14 protein-coding genes are annotated in these 17,452 nt (G+C 54.6%); 10 read left to right on the top strand and 4 right to left on the bottom strand.

The annotated features are described in order from the left end of the window. Positions 1-8 precede the first annotated feature (8 nt). From OGY06_RS18420 to OGY06_RS18410, 3 genes are all read right to left on the bottom strand, one after another. Positions 9-1,163, bottom strand: coding sequence for an efflux RND transporter periplasmic adaptor subunit (locus OGY06_RS18420; RefSeq protein WP_003826087.1), 1,155 nt, complete (start codon positions 1,161-1,163; stop codon positions 9-11). Positions 1,164-1,443: 280 nt separating this feature from the next. Then, positions 1,444-2,010 carry a Slp family lipoprotein gene (locus tag OGY06_RS18415; protein ID WP_003826090.1) on the bottom strand — a complete coding sequence of 189 codons (567 nt, stop codon included), beginning with the start codon at positions 2,008-2,010 and terminating at the stop codon, positions 1,444-1,446. 244 nt (positions 2,011-2,254) lie between these two features. Next, complete coding sequence (locus OGY06_RS18410) at positions 2,255-3,109, bottom strand: MurR/RpiR family transcriptional regulator (protein WP_003826091.1); 855 nt, start codon at positions 3,107-3,109, stop codon at positions 2,255-2,257. A 293-nt stretch (positions 3,110-3,402) separates the two neighbouring features. Here OGY06_RS18410 and OGY06_RS18405 point away from each other — a divergent pair, with 293 nt between their 5' ends. From OGY06_RS18405 to iolB, 10 genes are all read left to right on the top strand, one after another. Beyond that, positions 3,403-4,908 (top strand): CoA-acylating methylmalonate-semialdehyde dehydrogenase, encoded by a 1,506-nt coding sequence (locus tag OGY06_RS18405; RefSeq protein ID WP_003839780.1) that lies wholly within the window; start codon positions 3,403-3,405, stop codon positions 4,906-4,908. A gap of 11 nt (positions 4,909-4,919) precedes the next feature. Continuing rightward, positions 4,920-6,845, top strand: coding sequence for a 3D-(3,5/4)-trihydroxycyclohexane-1,2-dione acylhydrolase (decyclizing) (iolD, locus tag OGY06_RS18400; protein WP_003826094.1), 1,926 nt, complete (start codon positions 4,920-4,922; stop codon positions 6,843-6,845). A gap of 344 nt (positions 6,846-7,189) precedes the next feature. Next, on the top strand, positions 7,190-8,176 hold the full coding sequence (gene iolG / locus OGY06_RS18395) for an inositol 2-dehydrogenase (RefSeq protein WP_003826096.1): 987 nt from the start codon (positions 7,190-7,192) through the stop codon (positions 8,174-8,176). A gap of 38 nt (positions 8,177-8,214) precedes the next feature. Further along, on the top strand, positions 8,215-9,144 hold the full coding sequence (locus OGY06_RS18390) for a sugar ABC transporter substrate-binding protein (protein ID WP_003826099.1): 930 nt from the start codon (positions 8,215-8,217) through the stop codon (positions 9,142-9,144). 176 nt (positions 9,145-9,320) lie between these two features. Continuing rightward, the gene (locus OGY06_RS18385; RefSeq protein WP_003826101.1) at positions 9,321-10,868 is read left to right on the top strand and encodes a sugar ABC transporter ATP-binding protein; all 1,548 of its coding nucleotides are present in this window, start codon (positions 9,321-9,323) and stop codon (positions 10,866-10,868) included. A gap of 11 nt (positions 10,869-10,879) precedes the next feature. Then, on the top strand, positions 10,880-11,908 hold the full coding sequence (locus tag OGY06_RS18380) for an ABC transporter permease (RefSeq protein WP_003826102.1): 1,029 nt from the start codon (positions 10,880-10,882) through the stop codon (positions 11,906-11,908). A gap of 8 nt (positions 11,909-11,916) precedes the next feature. Further along, positions 11,917-13,050, top strand: coding sequence for a Gfo/Idh/MocA family protein (locus OGY06_RS18375; protein ID WP_286605904.1), 1,134 nt, complete (start codon positions 11,917-11,919; stop codon positions 13,048-13,050). A 12-nt stretch (positions 13,051-13,062) separates the two neighbouring features. Next, complete coding sequence (locus OGY06_RS18370; RefSeq protein WP_286605856.1) at positions 13,063-14,967, top strand: bifunctional 5-dehydro-2-deoxygluconokinase/5-dehydro-2-deoxyphosphogluconate aldolase; 1,905 nt, start codon at positions 13,063-13,065, stop codon at positions 14,965-14,967. A gap of 14 nt (positions 14,968-14,981) precedes the next feature. Beyond that, entirely contained in the window at positions 14,982-15,872 is an 891-nt protein-coding gene (gene iolE / locus OGY06_RS18365) for a myo-inosose-2 dehydratase (RefSeq protein ID WP_275370111.1), read from the top strand. Positions 15,873-15,881: 9 nt separating this feature from the next. Then, positions 15,882-16,700 (top strand): 5-deoxy-glucuronate isomerase, encoded by an 819-nt coding sequence (gene iolB / locus OGY06_RS18360; protein ID WP_218667233.1) that lies wholly within the window; start codon positions 15,882-15,884, stop codon positions 16,698-16,700. Between the two features lie 194 nt (positions 16,701-16,894). On the opposite strand, the gene OGY06_RS18355 is transcribed toward iolB, so the two are convergent. Next, positions 16,895-17,251 (bottom strand): KPN_00521 family repetitive protein, encoded by a 357-nt coding sequence (locus OGY06_RS18355; RefSeq protein ID WP_003826111.1) that lies wholly within the window; start codon positions 17,249-17,251, stop codon positions 16,895-16,897. Positions 17,252-17,452 lie beyond the last annotated feature (201 nt).

The raw sequence follows: 17,452 nt of genomic DNA, 5'->3' as shown, positions 1-17,452 counted from the left end.
CTGAAATATTACTGTTCAGCTACCGTGTCAGATGTGTTCAGTTTTGAAGGGAGGACCCGGGCTTTGATTCCCGGACGAATTCTTTGTAATCCGGACACAATGACCCGATCGCCAGGACGTAATCCCGCGGTCACTAACCATTGATTACCAACGGCCTTCACTGCGTTTATTTCACGCAGTTGCACTACGTTTTCCTGGTCAAGGATCAGCGCGGTGGCTTTTCCTTGCTCGTTATGCGTAATTCCTTGCTGGGGGACCATCAACACGTTTTGTTGACTGCCTTCGTCCAGCAACGCCGTGACATACATACCGGGTAAAATTTCACCTTCAGGATTGGGAAATACGGCGCGCAGGGTCACCGAACCGGTGGTCTCATCAACAGCGGGATCGGAAAACTCAAGCGTACCGGTATGGCGATAGGGCTTGCCGTTTTCCAGCATCAGCTCAACCGGAATTTTGCCTTGTTGCTGGGCGATTTGGCCGTTGGCTTTCTCTTCTTTCAGGCGTAAGAAGTCCTGTACTGACTGGGTTAAATCAACATAAATCGGATCTAATCTCTGAACGGTGACCAGCGCGTTTTCCTGATTGGCAGTAACCAGGGCACCCACGGTCACGGAGGATTTACCGCTGATGCCATCAATGGGCGAGGTAACATTGGCGTATCGAAGATTGATGGTGGCTTGTTCAAGATCCGCTTTAGCGACGGCAACATTGGCTTGCGCTTCATTAAGCTGTGTACGCGTCGTGTCATAGTCCTGGCGGCTGACGTAATTAGATTTTATTAATGCTGACTGCCGATTGAGTGTCAGACGAACATTATTGGCGGTAGCCTGTGCCTTTGCCAACGCGCCTTTGGCTGAGTCCAGCCGTGCCTGCAGCGGGGCAGGATCAATTTGATACAGTGATTCTCCTTTGCTGACTTTATCGCCTTCAACAAAGTTGCGTTTTATGATGATCCCACCAACCTGAGGGCGGATTTCGGCGATCTCGAACGCAAGCGCGCGACCCGGAAGTTCACTTTTAATATTTACTGAGGAGGGCGCTAAGGTAACAACGCCGACCTCGGGCTCCATGGCGGTTTTTACTGCAGGTTTATTATCACAGGCGGTGATGATGACGCTACTAAAGAATAATGGTATCAACAGTAAGCATTTTCTGTTCATAGTAATCCCTGAATAATGTGTAAACACAAATGTTCTTTTATTGCATGCAGGGTGGGGGAGTTGTCGGTAAATAAAAAAAGATGGTCAGGCATGAGAAGGGTAAAGCCCATTTCTTCGCTAAAGAATTAGCGGTTAAAAATTATATGTAACAGGAAGAATGCATGTTAAGCGAAGGATCTCATGAAGCAGGATGGCGCAATAAGATAAACACGGGGTGATGAGAGGGGGGGGTTGCCAACACCTGACTCCGGAATATAGTCGCGCCATCTTACCTCTGGGATTATTTCACTAGCTCCGGAGTTACCTGAGTGACTGTATTGGCGTAGTAAGGCGCTCCCCACATCGGCTCAGGCCAGAATGCGCCGTAACCATAATCCCACATGTTATAGGTGGTGTTGACAGACTCAGTTAAATGCCAAACCTGGATTCCTTGTAAATCAACTTTAACAAAGTTGTACGGGACTTTGTTGATGAATCCTGACTCATCTCCTTGAATTGTTCCCAAAATAGTCACGAAATGGTTTCTGTAGTTTACCGGATCGAGGAAACCTTTCTGCTGGGCAAGAATACGTCCCTGATAGCTCGCGTCTATTTGTGGCTTAGCAGAGTCGTTCAGTGGCAAAACGGCGATTTCCAGCAACGTATCATTTTTGGTGTTAATCACATTGATGACTTTACCGCCAAAGCGAGCCTGTTGACCGGTATATAAACCGGGCTGGTTATGCACGGAGATAAAGTTTTTTTGGATATCGGGTTGATTATTACCTTTGATATTCTCAGGAATGGAAGCACATGATGCCAGGGTGAAAGCAAGGGCAATAATCATCAACCCTTTTGTATTTTTCATTTTACTTTCCTGCTTAAAAAAGACAGGTCTATAGTAAACCTTTGCGTATTATTGTCAGCATGCGCATTGTTGATTATCTAATATTAATATAATTGTAGCTTATGGTAATAACGGATTGTATTTTATCTGGTCGCTGAATGAGGACGATATTTTCAACGACCAGAAAAGTAACGGCTGACATCAAGGTTTCACGTCACGCTGGCGGGAATGTAATAAAGCGGATCGTCAATTTTCGCGGCGCTCATCACCCGACAGAATGACCGAGTTCATTACTCCCGTCACCCAGACGGTAGGCCAGCGCTACCACTAACGACTGCACCAGGCATAGCGTCGCTGACTGGGAGCGAAACGCGTCGACCTGCGCCTCTTTCACCACAAAGCAGAGATCGCTGAATGTGGCCAGCGGGCTTATCTGGCTGTCGGTAATCACGATCTGGCGCGCGCCGGCATTGGCCGCAGTTTCGCTGACCATCACCGTTTCTTCCGCATAAGGTGAGAAGCTTATCGACACCACGATATCGTGCGCTTTGATGCGGTTAATCTGCTCGCGCAGCATTCCGCCCATTCCGTCGAGCAAAATAGGGCGACACTCAAGATGGCTCAGGGCGTAGGTGAGATAGGCCGCTACGCTAAACGAACGACGCAGACCTGCAATGTAAATGGTATCGGCTTCTGCCAGCAATTGTACGGCGCGTTCCAGCATTTCAGGTTCGGCACGGGCTGCCAGCTGCTGGAGCGCCTGGGTATTCGAACGGGCGAACTCCTGCAGGATATCGAGCGGGGTTTCCGGTACGGCTTCGCTTTCCATCTCACGGAACATGCGCGCGCGGTCGCTGTAGCTGGCGGTTTCCTCTACCAGGTTCATACGAAACAGCTGTTTCATTTCGTTGAAGCCGGTGAAGTCAAAAGCATTGGCGAAGCGGATCAGCGTAGAGGGTGGTACTCCGGCTCGTTCAGCAATGACGGCAACCGTATCAAAAGCCACGCTATTGGTATTATCCAGCACATAGCGGGACACCTGCTGCAACCTCTTACTCAGGCTATCGTAGCGATCGCGGATTTGCTGCTGCAGCTCGTTCAGGCTGGTTGCTGTTGTCATTTTACCTCCTGGTACATAGTTTTATGATTCTAAACGCAAAACCGCGTCTTTGAAATGTCACTCATTCATCTGGCTGTAAAAACGAAACAAAAGCTTCAGGCTTACCGTTCGCTGAAACGTTCTGCCAGTGCACGCTAATCATGCGATTCCGCTTGTTAACATAAAAACCCATCCTTGATCACATTAATTATTATTTATTTTATTTCAACTTAAAATGGAATGTTTGTTTCATATATAGTACACAGATAACAGTGTTCAGGTAACAGTCACGTATCAACAGCGAGAGGTTAAGGATGGAGACAGTAGCGAATTTTATCCACGGCGAATGTGTCACCGGTTCAGGCCAGCGCGTTCAGGCAATCTTCAACCCGGCCACCGGCGAGCAGATCCGCCAGGTGGTGATGAGTACGACACAGGAAACCGAGCAGGCTATTGCGGCAGCGCACGACGCATTCCCCGGTTGGGCGCGTCATTCTCCGTTAAAACGTGCGCGAGTGATGTTCCGCTTTAAGGCGCTGTTGGAAGAAAACATGGAGAGGCTGGCTCGCATCATCAGCGAGGAGCATGGCAAGGTGTTCTCTGACGCAGTTGGTGAGCTGACCCGCGGCCTGGAAGTGGTGGAGTTTGCCTGCGGCATCCCACATCTGCAAAAGGGCGAACACTCAGCCAACGTAGGTACCGGCGTCGATAGCCATTCGCTGATGCAACCTCTCGGGGTTTGCGTCGGGATCACGCCGTTTAACTTTCCGGCAATGGTACCGATGTGGATGTTCCCCATCGCGCTGGCAACCGGGAATACCTTCGTGCTGAAACCCTCAGAAAAAGACCCTTCTCTCGCCCTGGCTCTGGCCAAACTGCTGCAAGAAGCCGGATTGCCAGACGGCGTGTTCAACGTTGTGCAGGGGGACAAAGAGTCCGTTGACGTGCTGTTAACTGACCCGCGTGTGCAGGCCGTGAGCTTTGTCGGCTCTACGCCGATTGCGGAATACATTTATCAGACGGCATCGGCCCACGGTAAGCGTTGCCAGGCGTTAGGTGGCGCTAAAAATCACTGCATTTTAATGCCGGATGCCGACATGGATATGGCGACCAACGCCATTATGGGGGCTGCTTACGGCGCGGCGGGTGAACGCTGCATGGCACTTTCGGTCGTGCTGGCGGTAGGGGACAAAACGGCAGATGAGCTGTGCTCGCGACTGGAAAAACAGATTGCGGCGCTGCGTGTCGGGCCGGGGCTTGATCAGACACCGGAAAACGAAATGGGACCGCTTATCTCCTCGGTACACCGTAATAAAGTGCTCGGTTATATCGACAGTGGGGAATCGCAGGGGGCCAGCCTGCGCGTGGATGGTAGGCGTTTTAGCGTTAAAGGCCATGAGCAGGGGTATTTTGTCGGGCCGACCCTGTTTGATAACGTCACGCCGGAGATGACCATTTATAAAGAAGAGATTTTTGGGCCGGTGCTTTCTGTGGTGCGCGTAGCAGATTACAGCAGCGCGGTGGAACTGATTAACCGTCATGAATATGGTAATGGCACGGCAATTTTCACGCGTGACGGCGGCTGTGCGCGTCGCTTCTGCGAAGAAGTGCAGGCGGGCATGGTGGGCGTAAACGTGCCTATTCCGGTGCCGATGGCGTTCCACAGTTTTGGCGGCTGGAAGCGGTCCATTTTTGGTGCGCTTAACGTTCATGGCAACGATGGCGTGCGCTTCTACACCCGGATGAAAACCGTCACCGCACGCTGGCCGGAGATGCTGCAGGACACAGGGGCCGCGTTCTCCATGCCAACGCTGGGCTGACAGGAGGGTTTATGCAAACCGAACGTATGACCATGGCTCAGGCGCTGGTCAAATTCCTTAATCAACAATATATCTGTGTCGATGGCGTGGAAACGCCCTTTGTCGAGGGTGTCGCCACCATCTTTGGTCACGGTAACGTGCTTGGCATTGGCCAGGCGCTGGAGCAGGCACCCGGTCATTTGCAGGTGATGCAGGGATGTAATGAGCAGGGAATTGCGCACATGGCGACCGGATTCGCCAAACAGCATCGGCGCCAGCGTATTTTTGCCGTGACGTCATCGGTTGGGCCGGGAGCGGCAAACATGGTGACCGCCGCAGCAACCGCGACGGCGAACCGTATTCCGCTGTTGCTGTTGCCTGGCGATGTCTATGCCAGTCGTCAGCCGGACCCGGTATTGCAGCAAATTGAGCAATACCATGACCTTGGCATCAGTACCAACGACTGCTTCCGCCCGGTCTCGCGATACTGGGACCGGATTAACCGCCCGGAGCAGTTAATGAGCGCGATGCTAAACGCGATGCGAACGCTTACTGACCCCGCAGATACTGGTGCCGTAACTATTTGCCTGCCACAGGATGTGCAGGGAGAAGCCTGGGACTATCCGCAGAGCTTCTTTGCGCGCCGCGTTCATTTGATCGAACGTCGACCGCCCGACCCGCAGCGTCTGGCGATGGCGCGGGCGCTGATTGCCCGCAAACGCCGTCCGCTGGTGGTATGCGGCGGCGGGGTACGATATTCCGGCGCGCATGAGGCGTTTCGTACGTTTGTTGAAACGCTGCAACTGCCGTTTGCCGAAACTCAGGCCGGAAAGGGAGCGCTGGTTAGTGACCACCCACTTAACCTCGGAGGCATTGGGGTAACTGGAGGGATGGCAGCGAATCAGCTCGCACCGCAAGCCGATCTGGTGATCGGCATCGGTACGCGCCTCACCGACTTTACCACCGGTTCGAAAGCGCTGTTTTCTCATCCGGAGGTTGAGTTCCTGCTGCTGAACGTGGCGGAGTTTGACGCACTGAAGCTTGATGCCACTGCGCTTATCGCCGACGCCCGTACCGGGCTTACGGCATTAACTGAAACACTGAAAGACTACCGCAGCGATTGGGGGAAGGAGGTCGCGCAGGCGCAAGAGGCCTGGCGCGATGAGTGCCAACGTTTATGGGAGCGCGACTGGCGTCCCAATGACGAACCCGAAGTGGCTGGGCATCTTGACGCTCAGTTGGCGGAATATGGCGACACGCTAAACACCAGGTTGACCCAGACGAAGGTGCTGGGGCTTATCAATCAGCACATTGAAGATAACGCTATCGTCGTAGGGGCCGCCGGATCGCTACCTGGCGATTTACAGCGTATCTGGCAGGTCAAAACCCCGGACAGCTATCACCTGGAATACGGTTACTCCTGTATGGGCTATGAGATTGCGGCTGCTATTGGAGCCAGGCTGGCGAAGCCGCAGCAGCCGGTATATGCCATGGTGGGGGATGGCTCGTACATGATGCTGCATTCCGAGCTACAAACCGCCGTCCAGGAGGGGATAAAAGTCACTATCCTGCTGTTTGATAACGCCAGCTTCGGGTGTATTAACAACCTGCAGATGGGGCATGGGATGGGGAGTTTCGGTACGGAAAACCGTCACCGTAACCCGCAAACCGGACGGTTGGATGGGCCGCTGGTGAAGGTCGATTTTGCCAAAAACGCGGAAAGCTACGGCTGTCGGGCATGGCGTGTACATGACGAGCAAAGCCTGCTGACGGCGCTGGAAGCCTCCCGTGCGCATTCGGGGCCTGTGCTGCTGGATATCAAAGTCCTGCCGAAAACCATGACCCACGACTATGCCGCCTGGTGGCGCACTGGCGATGCGCAGGTGGCGGAATCTCCGTCGGTGCGAAAAGCGGCTGAGCAGACGTTTGAGCAGGTGAAAAACGCACGTCAGTACTAAAAGCGATTAATGCCGGATGGCGCCACGCTTATCCGGCCTACAGCGGATTCTATCCCCCAGGCCGGATAAGGCGTTAGCGCCGTCATCCGGCAACCTGCGACAACGAAATTTTCATTTCATTTTTCCTTTTTCTTCATCCATCGCCTCCTTCCTGAACGGAAGGGGGCCAATTCCTGCATCTTCCCTGTTGTTATGTTGTGATATTGATAACAGATTTTATCTCGATCATCTCAAAAGTGTTAACTTGCACTCAAAAATATAATTTTCACTATTTATAAAAATGAAATAAATGTTTTATTTAAAGGGTCGTTAGTTCATCGCATTCACCAACACCGGGAGCCGTTATGTTTAACATTGCTTTACTGGGCGCTGGCCGAATTGGCCAGGTACATGCAGCTAACATTGCCAGTCACAGTGCTACTACCCTCTGGTCCGTCGTCGACCCGAATCAGGAATTTGCCACCCGTCTTGCCACACAGTACCAGGCTCGTTTGCAAAGCCTGGATGAGGCGATGACGGACCCTAACGTTCACGCCGTGCTGATTGCCTCCGCGACTGATACCCACGCGGATCTGATTGAAATGGCCGCACGCCACGGCAAAGCCATCTTCTGCGAAAAGCCGGTCCACCTGGATCTGGCCCGTGTACGCGACTGCCTGAAAGTGGTCAAAGAGTACGATGTACCGTTGTTTATCGGTTTCAACCGCCGCTTCGATCCACAGTTTCGCCGTGTGAAAACTGACGCACTGGCCGGGCGTATCGGAAAGCCGGAATCGCTGCTGATCATCTCCCGCGATCCGTCGCCGCCGCCTGCGGAATACGTGCGTGTGTCCGGCGGTATGTTCCGCGATATGACTATCCACGATTTTGATATGGCGCGCTTTATCATGGGCGAAGAGCCGGTTTCGGTGTATGCCCAGGGCAGCAATCTGGTGGATCCGGCGATTGGCGAAGCGGGCGATATCGATACCGCGTTCATCGTACTGAAATATGCCTCCGGCGCGATGGCGACCATCGTCAACAGCCGCCGTTCTTCTTACGGATACGATCAGCGCCTTGAGCTGCACGGCTCTGAAGGATTGCTGTGCGCGGGCAACATTCTCGAAAATCAGGTGCAGCACTACGCGAAGACCGGCTGCACCAGCGCGTTACCTGAACATTTCTTCTTGCAGCGTTATAAATCGGCCTATGCCGCGGAATGGGAACACTTTGTTGCGGTACTGCGCGGCGAAGCGGTCCCTGATTGCAGCGGGGACGATGGCGAGCGTGCGCTGTATCTGGCGGATAAAGCGCTGGAGTCACTGCATAGCCAACGTGAAGTTCTCCTCTGATTGTCACCACAACCTACCCTACACAGAGAGACATAATAATGAAAAAACTGATCTTAGCTGTCCTCATCGCCATGACATCCGGGGCAGCCATTGCTGAAAATGAGCAAATTGTTTTCAGTACGCCAAACCTGGCGATGCCATTTGAAGTTCACATGCAGCGCACGGCGGTGAAAGCCGCAAAAGAAATGGGCGTGAATTTACAGGTCCTGGACGGGCAGGGTAGCTCGCCAAAACAGGTCGCTGACCTGGAAAATGCCATAACTCGTGGCGCACAGGGCTTTATTGTTTCACCAAACGATGTCAACGCGGTGTCCAGCGCGGTAGATGAAATTCAGGATGCCAAACTGCCCGTTGTTACCCTTGACCGCTCCGTTGACAGCCAGAAAAAAGTGCCGCACTTCGGCGCGAACAACTACAAAGGCGGCCAGGCGATTGGCGACTTTGTCAAAACCAAATTCCCTGACGGGGCAGACATTATTCTGCTGACCGGCCAGCCAGGCTCCTCCTCCAACATTGAACGTACTAAAGGCATTCGCGACAGCCTGAAGGCGGGTGGTGAAAAGTACAAGATCGTTGCCGATCAGACCGGTAACTGGATGCGTTCTGAAGGGATGCGCATTGTCGAAAGCGTTCTGCCTTCGTTGCCGAAGCGTCCGCAGGTGATCCTCTCCGCTAACGACGATATGGCGCTGGGCGCGATTGAAGCGTTACAGGGACAAGGACTGAAACCCGGTGAAGTTCTGGTCACGGGCTTCGATGCTGTGCCGGAAGCACTGGCGCGTGTGCGCGACGGCTGGCTGGCAGTGACGGCGGATCAGCGTCCTGGCTTTGCGGTGAAAACGGCCATGAGCCAGTTGGTGAATAACGTCCGTGAGAAGACTGCGATCACCGGGGCTGACTACCCGCCAACGCTTATCACCAAAGAGAATTTGCAGCAGGCCGAGCGTATTAACGAAGCCGGTAACTGATTTATACACGTCATCCTTCAAGCTGCCTCTGTGTTGGCTGCATCTGCTCACCCCAGTCACTTACTTGAGTAAGCTCCTGGGGATTCTCAGACTTGCCGCCTTGATGCAACTTGAATGATTTTGTGTATATCTGGAGCCGCCGTTACGGCGGCTCACTCTAAAGGAGGAGCAGACCGATGTCGCAACCCTTACTGAAAGTGACCGACCTGGCGAAAAGCTTTTCCGGCGTTTGGGCGCTGAGCAGCGCACAGCTGACCGTTGGTGCAGGCGAAATTCATGCGCTGTTAGGTGAGAACGGTGCCGGAAAATCGACCCTGCTGAAAGCGCTGGCGGGCGCACAGCCGCAAACACGCGGGGATATTTGGTTCAACGGAGAAACATTGCCGGTAGAAGACTCTCCGGTTGAGCGGCAGAACAAGGGCATTATCACGATTTATCAGGAATTTAATCTGCTGCCCAATATGACCGTTGCCGAGAATATGTTCCTCGGTCGTGAACCGCGCAAACGCAATCTGATTGTTGACGAAAAGGCGGTAAATCAGGAAGCGCAGGTGATTCTGGATTACCTGCAACTGAACGTTGCGCCAACCACGGCCGTGGCCCGGCTGAGCGTGGCGCAGCAGCAAATGGTGGAAATTGCGCGGGCGCTGACGCTGAACGCAAAGCTGATCATTATGGATGAACCTTCCGCCGCGCTGAGCGACAGCGAAGTAGAAAGCCTACATCGTGTGGTGCGGGAACTTAAAGGGCGTGGCGTGAGCATTATCTACGTCACCCATCGCCTGCATGAAGTTTTTCAACTCTGCGACCAGTTCACCGTTTTCCAGGATGGACGATTCACCGGGAATGGCGCGGTTGCACAGACCACCGTAGAACAGCTGATCCGCCTGATGGTGGGGCGCGATGTGGCCTTTAATCGCCGTCCGGCCAGCGAAACTCACCATGAAGATAAACCTGTGCGTCTGGCGGTGAAGGGGCTTAGTCGCGAAAAACCGCCGCTGGATCCGCATGGTATCGCGCTGCACGACATTAGCTTCCACGTGCATGCTGGCGAAGTGTTAGGCATTGCCGGACTGGTGGGGGCCGGGCGCACCGAAGTGGCCCGCTGCCTGTTTGGCGCCGACGGTTTTACTTCCGGCAACTTTGAACTTGATGGCGTGCCATATCAGCCGCGCGACCCGCTGTTTGCGCTGGATCAGGGGCTGGCGCTGGTACCGGAAGATCGTAAAAAAGAGGGCGCGGTGCTTGGGCTGTCGATCCGCGACAACCTGTCGCTCTCCAGCCTCTCGTCACTGCTGCACTGGCGCTGGTTCGTGAATACCCGCAAAGAGGATGCCCTGATCGAGTCATACCGCCAGGCGCTGCAGATCAAAATGGTCAACAGCGCGCAGGAGGTGCGCAAGCTCTCCGGCGGGAACCAGCAAAAAGTGATCCTCGCGCGCTGCATGGCGCTTAATCCTCGGGTGTTGATCGTGGATGAACCAACGCGCGGCATCGATGTTGGCACCAAATCAGAAGTCCATCAGGTGCTGTTTGATATGGCGAAAAAGGGCGTGGCGGTGATCGTGATCTCCTCCGATCTACCGGAAGTTATGGCGGTTTCCGATCGGATCATCACGTTGAGTGAAGGCCGGGTGACTGGCGAGATCCACGGCGATGACGCCAACGAAGAGCGGCTAATGACGATGATGGCCATCAACCACAACGCCCTGAATGCGGCATAACGGAGTGATTCATGACGCAGATTATTTCTAAAACGCAGGTTCCTGCCAAACGCGGCGGACGTCTTGATCCCATTGCCTTTTTTGAGCGCTTTGGGGTACTGATTTTCATGATCCTGCTGCTGATTTTCTTTCAGTTGCAGAACAGCAATTTTCTTTCTGAACGCAATATTTTCAACATCCTGACCGAAGTCTCCATCTACGGGATCATGGCGGTGGGGATGACGTTTGTCATTCTGACTGCCGGGATCGATCTGTCGGTGGGGTCCATCCTGGCGGTCTGCGCCATGACCGCTGCGTATGTGATTAAGGGCGACAACTTCACCACCGTCGACCCGAACGCCTGGGGCGGCATGAGCTGGCTGATTGGCCTTGGGATCTGTATGGCGATGGGGACCGCGATTGGTTTCCTGCATGGCCTCGGTGTGACCCGCCTGCGTCTGCCGCCGTTTATTGTCACCCTCGGCGGGATGACCATCTGGCGGGGCCTGACGCTGGTGATTAACGACGGTGCACCGATTGCCGGTTTCGACGCGGGATACCGCTGGTGGGGACGCGGTGAACTGCTCGGTATCTCCATTCCAATCTGGATATTCGCGCTGGTGGCGGTAGGCGGTTATCTGGCGCTGCATAAAACCCGCTGGGGGCGCTTTGTGTACGCCATCGGCGGCAACCCGGAGGCGGCGCGTCTGGCAGGGGTCAACGTGAAGCGCGTGCTGGTGAGCGTCTACGTACTGATTGGCTGTCTGGCGGGGCTGGCGGGCTTCATCCTCAGTGCACGTCTGGGAAGCGCAGAAGCGGTCGCCGGGATCTCGTTTGAGCTGCGCGTCATCGCTTCGGTGGTCATTGGCGGTACCTCACTGATGGGCGGCTACGGGCGTATTGGCGGCACCATTATCGGCTCGATCATCATGGGCATCCTGATTAACGGTCTGGTGCTGATGAACGTCTCGGCTTACTACCAACAAATTATTACCGGCTTAATTATCGTTCTGGCGGTGGCGTTCGATACCTACGCCAAGAGCCGTCGCGGCGCATTGTGAGGATCATGATGAAAGAAGTTCGTATTGGATTGATTGGCACCGGGTATATCGGCAAGGCGCATGCCATCGCCTATGCCCAGGCCCCGACGGTGTTTAACCTGCGCGGCAAGCTGGTGCGCGAAATGGTGGCGGAAGTCTCTCCAGAGCTGGCCGCCGAGCGGGCGCAGGCGTTTGGCTTCAACCGCTCAACCGGAGACTGGCGTGCGCTGGTGGCTGACCCGGCCATTGATGTCGTGGATATCTGTTCTCCTAATCATCTGCACAAAGAGATGGCGCTGGAAGCGATTCGCCATGGCAAGCATGTGTACTCAGAAAAGCCGTTGGCGCTGAACGCCCACGACGCGCGTGAAATGGTTGAAGCAGCACAGCGGGCAGGAGTGAAAACGCTGGTGGGGTTCAACTATATGAAGAACCCAACGGCGCAGCTGGCGAAAGAGGTCATTGCGTGCGGAGAAATTGGTGAGGTGATCCATTTCTACGGCACCCACAACGAAGACTACATGGCCGATCCGCTTGCGCCGATCCACTGGCACTGTTTTAAAGAAACGGCAGGTTTGGGAGCGCTTGGCGATCTGGCGGCGCATATCGTCAATATGGCGCAGTACCTGGTTGGGGATATTCAGCAGGTCTGCGGCGACCTGAAGATCGTGGTGCCACAGCGTCCGGCGAAAGTCGGTTCCTCGCAAATGGTGACGGTAGAGAACGAAGATCAGGCCCACGCGATGGTGCGCTTTGCAGGCGGTGCGCAAGGGGTGATTGAAACCTCGCGCGTTGCCTGTGGCCGCAAGATGGGGTTGTCGTATGTGATTACCGGGACCAAAGGAACCATCAGTTTTACTCAGGAGCGTATGGCTGAGCTGAAGCTCTATCTGCATGACGATCCGGTCAACCGCCAGGGGTTTCGCACTTTACTGGTTGGCCCGGCGCACCCGGACTACGGCGCGTTTTGCATGGGAGCCGGGCATGGTATCGGCTTTAACGACCAGAAAACAGTAGAAGTACGTGACCTGGTGGACGGCATTGCCGCCGATGCACCGATGTGGCCGGACTTTGAAGAGGGCTGGAAGGTGTCGCGCGTGCTTGACGCTATCGCACTCTCGCACCAGGAAGGCCGCTGGCTGAACGTGAACGACATTGTCTGAAGAGGTATCAACGTGGAAAAGCAGTTTGATGTGATATGCATGGGCCGCGTGGCGGTTGACCTCTACAGTCAGCAAATTGGCGCGCGCCTGGAAGATGTGTCGAGCTTTGCCAAATACCTTGGTGGTTCGTCCGGCAACGTGGCTTACGGCACGGCACGCCAGGGACTGCGTTCTTCAATGCTGGCGCGGGTTGGCGACGAACATATGGGGCGTTTCCTGCGTGAAGAATTAAACCAGGTAGGCTGCGATACCAGCCATCTGATCACTGATAAAGACCGCCTGACAGCGCTGGTGCTACTCGGCATTAAAGACCGGGACACCTTCCCACTGATTTTTTACCGTGATAACTGCGCGGATATGGCGATTACCGCCAGCGATGTTGATGAACAGTACATCGCTTCTGCTCGTTGTCTTGCCATCACCGGGACGCACCTTTCTCATCCGCAAACCCGCGAGGCGGTGTTGACGGCGCTCGCTTACGCCCGGCGTCACGGCGTGCGTACGGCGCTGGATATCGACTATCGCCCGGTGCTGTGGGGACTTACTTCCTTAGGCGACGGCGAAACACGCTTTATCGCCGCCGATCAGGTCACCCGCCAGTTGCAGGAGGTGCTGCATCTTTTTGATGTAATTGTCGGCACCGAGGAGGAATTTCATATCGCGGGCGGCAGTACCGATACGCTGCAGGCGTTGGCGCAGGTTCGCAGCGTGAGTCACGCGACGCTGGTTTGCAAGCGTGGTGCGCTCGGCTGCTCGGTGTATACCGACGCCATCCCGGCCCGGCTGGACGATGGCCTGACAGTCACCGGCGTACGCGTAGAGGTGCTGAACGTGCTGGGGGCGGGGGATGCGTTTATGTCCGGTCTGCTGCGCGGCTACCTCAACGATGAGGGATGGGAGCAGGCGTGCCGCTACGCCAACGCCTGCGGTGCGCTGGTGGTGTCGCGTCACGGCTGTGCGCCGGCGATGCCGAGCAAAGTGGAGCTTGATGATTATCTTTCTCGCGCCGCAGAGGTTCCACGTCCGGATCTCGATCCGCATCTCAACCATTTGCATCGCGTGACGACTCGCCGCCGCACATGGCCGGAACTGTGCGTGATGGCCTTCGATCACCGTAGCCAACTGGAAGATATGGCGTTGCAGTGCGGCGCGTCTTTGAAGCGTATTCCGGCTTTGAAACAGCTTATTTTGCAGGCCAGCCGTGAAGCGGCGAACAGCGCCGGGCTGGAAGGTAAAGCCGGACTGCTGTGCGATGGCACGTTTGGTCAGGATGCGCTGAATGCGATAACCGGAGAGGGCTGGTGGATTGGTCGCCCTATCGAACTGCCGGGGTCGCGCCCGCTGGAGATGGAACACGGCAATATAGGCTCGCAGCTCATTAGTTGGCCGCAGGAACATGTGGTGAAGTGTCTGGTCTTTTTCCATCCGGAAGATGCCCACGCGTTGCGCCTGGAACAAGAACAGAAAATCGCTGAGGTGTACCGCGCCTGTTGCCAGTCCGGTCATGAGCTGCTGCTGGAGGTGATTTTACCGGCCAGTATGCCGCGCAGTGATGAACTGTATTTGCGCGCCATTTCCCGTTTCTACAACTTAGGGATCTACCCCGACTGGTGGAAACTCCCACCGCTGACATCTGCTGGCTGGACGGCGTTGAGTGACATTATCGAACGGCGCGATCCGCACTGCCGTGGCGTGGTGATCCTGGGCCTGGACGCACCGGCAGAGCAACTGCGTGCTGATTTTAAAGCGGCTGCGGGTCATGGGGTGGTGAAAGGATTTGCCGTGGGACGCACGCTGTTCGGCGACGCTTCCCGCGCGTGGTTGAAACACGATATTGACGATACGCAACTGGTGGCGCGCATTAAAGATAACTACCTGCAGCTTATCGCCTGGTGGCGCGAGCGCGGACAAGCATAATTCAGGAGAAGATGATGACTGTACAATTAGGTATTAATCCACTGACATGGACGAATGACGATCTTCCTTCACTGGGCGCTGAGACGTCGCTTGATACGTGTCTGAGCGAGGGCAAAGAGGCTGGATTTGCTGGTTTCGAACTGGGTAATAAATTCCCGCGCGAGGCGCGACTGCTCGGCCCCATTTTGCAGCGCCACGACCTGCAACTGGTTTCCGGCTGGTACTCCGGACGTCTGCTGGAACGCAGCGTGGAGGAGGAGATTGCCGCCGTGCAGTCACATCTGACGTTACTGCGCGAACTGGGAGCGAAGGTGCTGGTCTTTGCCGAAGTCAGTGGCTGCATTCACGGCGAGCAGCAGACGCCGGTACATCTGCGTCCGCGCTTCCCGCAAGAGCGCTGGCAAGAGTACGGTGAAAAGCTCACCGAGTTTGCGCGTTACACCCAGCAGCAGGGGGTACAGATTGCCTATCACCACCACATGGGAACGGTGATTGAATCTGCTGAAGATGTGGATAATCTGATGACGTATACCGGTGATGAGGTTGGCTTGTTGCTCGATACCGGGCATTTGACCTTTGCGGGTGCCGATCCGTTGGCTGTGGCGCAGCGCTGGGCATCACGTATCAACCATGTTCACTGCAAAGACGTGCGTGCCGACGTGCTGGCGGATGTCAAAAACCGCAAAACCAGCTTCCTCGATGCGGTGCTGAGCGGCGTCTTTACCGTGCCGGGAGATGGCTGCGTTGATTATCCGCCAATCATGGCATTGCTGAAGGCGAACCAGTATCAGGGGTGGCTGGTGGTGGAGGCGGAGCAGGATCCAGCCATCGCGCATCCGCTGACGTATGCGCGTCTGGGCTATAACAACCTTAGCCGTCTGGCGCGGGATGCCGGGTTTATCTGAGGAGGTGATATGTCACGTTTATTATCACGCTGGCAGCAGCCGGACGCGCAAGGGTGTACGCAGTCAGTGACGCCGGAAAGCGCCGGTTGGGGATATGTTGGCTTTAGAGCGTATGAACTGCAGGAAGGGCAGCAGCTTACGCTGCCCGCCGTCAGCGAAGAACGTTGTCTGGTATTGGTTGCCGGACGCGCGACCGTCACCACGCCGGGCGCAACTTTTACGGATATCGGTGAGCGGATGAGCCCGTTCGAACGGATCAAACCGTGGGCGGTTTATGTCACTGCTGGTGAAACCATACAGGTTCAGGCGGTGACCAGACTGGAGCTGGCAGTCTGCGCTGCGCCGGGGAAAGGCACGCACCCAACGCGGCTGATCGCACCTAAGGATATCGACGGGGAAGCGCGTGGCAAAGGTCACAACCAGCGTTATGTGCATAACATCTTACCGGAAGATAAACCCGCAGATAGCCTGCTGGTGGTGGAGGTGTGGACCAACGAAGGTTGTACCAGTTCTTACCCAAGCCATAAACATGACACCGATAATCCCCCGCAGGAAACCTATCTGGAGGAGACTTACTACCATCGCCTCAACCCGCCGCAGGGATTCTGTATGCAACGGGTCTACACCGACGATCGGTCGCTTGACGAGTGTATGGCAGTCTATAACCGCGACGTGGTGATGGTGCCGAAAGGGTATCACCCGGTGGCAACCCTGGCGGGATATGACAGTTACTACCTTAACGTGATGGCCGGCCCGGTTCGCAAATGGATGTTTACCTGGGAAGATGAACATGCGTGGATTAACAGGGAATATCCGGTTGATAAGTAAGGATGAAAGCGTTTGGCGAGAGTGAAACAGGATTTGCTGTCGCCACACGTGGAGTTAGGGGCAGTGCGTTACAATGGCCCTGATCTGGTTTAACTTTAGAAACAGATTGCGATGAGGCCCGATGCTTGATTGCGGCTTATTCCTAATAATAAAAAACCGCTTTCGCGGTTTTTTATTATTCAATGTTTGGAAGATTATTCGCTGACTTTTTTCTCAACGGAGGCAGCACCTTCTTTAGTCTTATTCCAGCCTTTCTCGGTACCTTCTTTTGTTGCATTCCAACCTTTTTCAGTACCTTCTTTGGTTGTATTCCAGGCTTTTTGTGAACCTTCACTCACCTTGCTGCTCAGGTCATCTTGTTTACCTTCAGCAGCATGTTTGGCTTTTAATTTTTGCTCTTCGCCCTGATTCTGCGCCTGATGCAGTTTTTCTTTTGCAGTATTGGCGTTTTCGTGTGCGGCGGCTACATCATTATCGGTTGCGTGTGTTGTTGCGGCAATAACCGGAGAAGCCAGCAGAATTGCAGATAATGCGATAATTGTCTTTTTCATAATATCCTCGCTTAGCGTTATAAGTTATTAGCGTGGTTAAGCATGGCATACAAACGAAGCGCTGGCTTTAGGAAAAAACTGTAAATGCTGATAACGGTATTTATCTATTTTGTGCAATTGCGAGTAATTAATACGGTTTTTTTGTTGGGGGAACCCACATTTAATGCTGGGTTAAATAAAGAGTAATAATCATTATTCAGC

This window comes from Citrobacter sp. Cpo147 (genome assembly GCF_030332405.1).
GTDB classification, from domain to species: domain Bacteria; phylum Pseudomonadota; class Gammaproteobacteria; order Enterobacterales; family Enterobacteriaceae; genus Citrobacter; species Citrobacter portucalensis.
This window is presented reverse-complemented; position numbering and strand designations above follow the sequence as displayed.

Excerpts from the sequence above, each read along its gene's own strand:
- OGY06_RS18420 (WP_003826087.1), bottom strand. The coding sequence starts at position 1,163 with ATGAACAGAAAATGCTTACTGTTGATACCATTATTCTTTAGTAGCGTC.
- OGY06_RS18415 (WP_003826090.1), bottom strand. The coding sequence starts at position 2,010 with ATGAAAAATACAAAAGGGTTGATGATTATTGCCCTTGCTTTCACCCTG.
- OGY06_RS18410 (WP_003826091.1), bottom strand. The coding sequence starts at position 3,109 with ATGACAACAGCAACCAGCCTGAACGAGCTGCAGCAGCAAATCCGCGAT.
- OGY06_RS18405 (WP_003839780.1), top strand. The coding sequence starts at position 3,403 with ATGGAGACAGTAGCGAATTTTATCCACGGCGAATGTGTCACCGGTTCA.
- iolD (WP_003826094.1), top strand. The coding sequence starts at position 4,920 with ATGCAAACCGAACGTATGACCATGGCTCAGGCGCTGGTCAAATTCCTT.
- iolG (WP_003826096.1), top strand. The coding sequence starts at position 7,190 with ATGTTTAACATTGCTTTACTGGGCGCTGGCCGAATTGGCCAGGTACAT.
- OGY06_RS18390 (WP_003826099.1), top strand. The coding sequence starts at position 8,215 with ATGAAAAAACTGATCTTAGCTGTCCTCATCGCCATGACATCCGGGGCA.
- OGY06_RS18385 (WP_003826101.1), top strand. The coding sequence starts at position 9,321 with ATGTCGCAACCCTTACTGAAAGTGACCGACCTGGCGAAAAGCTTTTCC.
- OGY06_RS18380 (WP_003826102.1), top strand. The coding sequence starts at position 10,880 with ATGACGCAGATTATTTCTAAAACGCAGGTTCCTGCCAAACGCGGCGGA.
- OGY06_RS18375 (WP_286605904.1), top strand. The coding sequence starts at position 11,917 with ATGAAAGAAGTTCGTATTGGATTGATTGGCACCGGGTATATCGGCAAG.
- iolE (WP_275370111.1), top strand. The coding sequence starts at position 14,982 with ATGACTGTACAATTAGGTATTAATCCACTGACATGGACGAATGACGAT.
- iolB (WP_218667233.1), top strand. The coding sequence starts at position 15,882 with ATGTCACGTTTATTATCACGCTGGCAGCAGCCGGACGCGCAAGGGTGT.
- OGY06_RS18355 (WP_003826111.1), bottom strand. The coding sequence starts at position 17,251 with ATGAAAAAGACAATTATCGCATTATCTGCAATTCTGCTGGCTTCTCCG.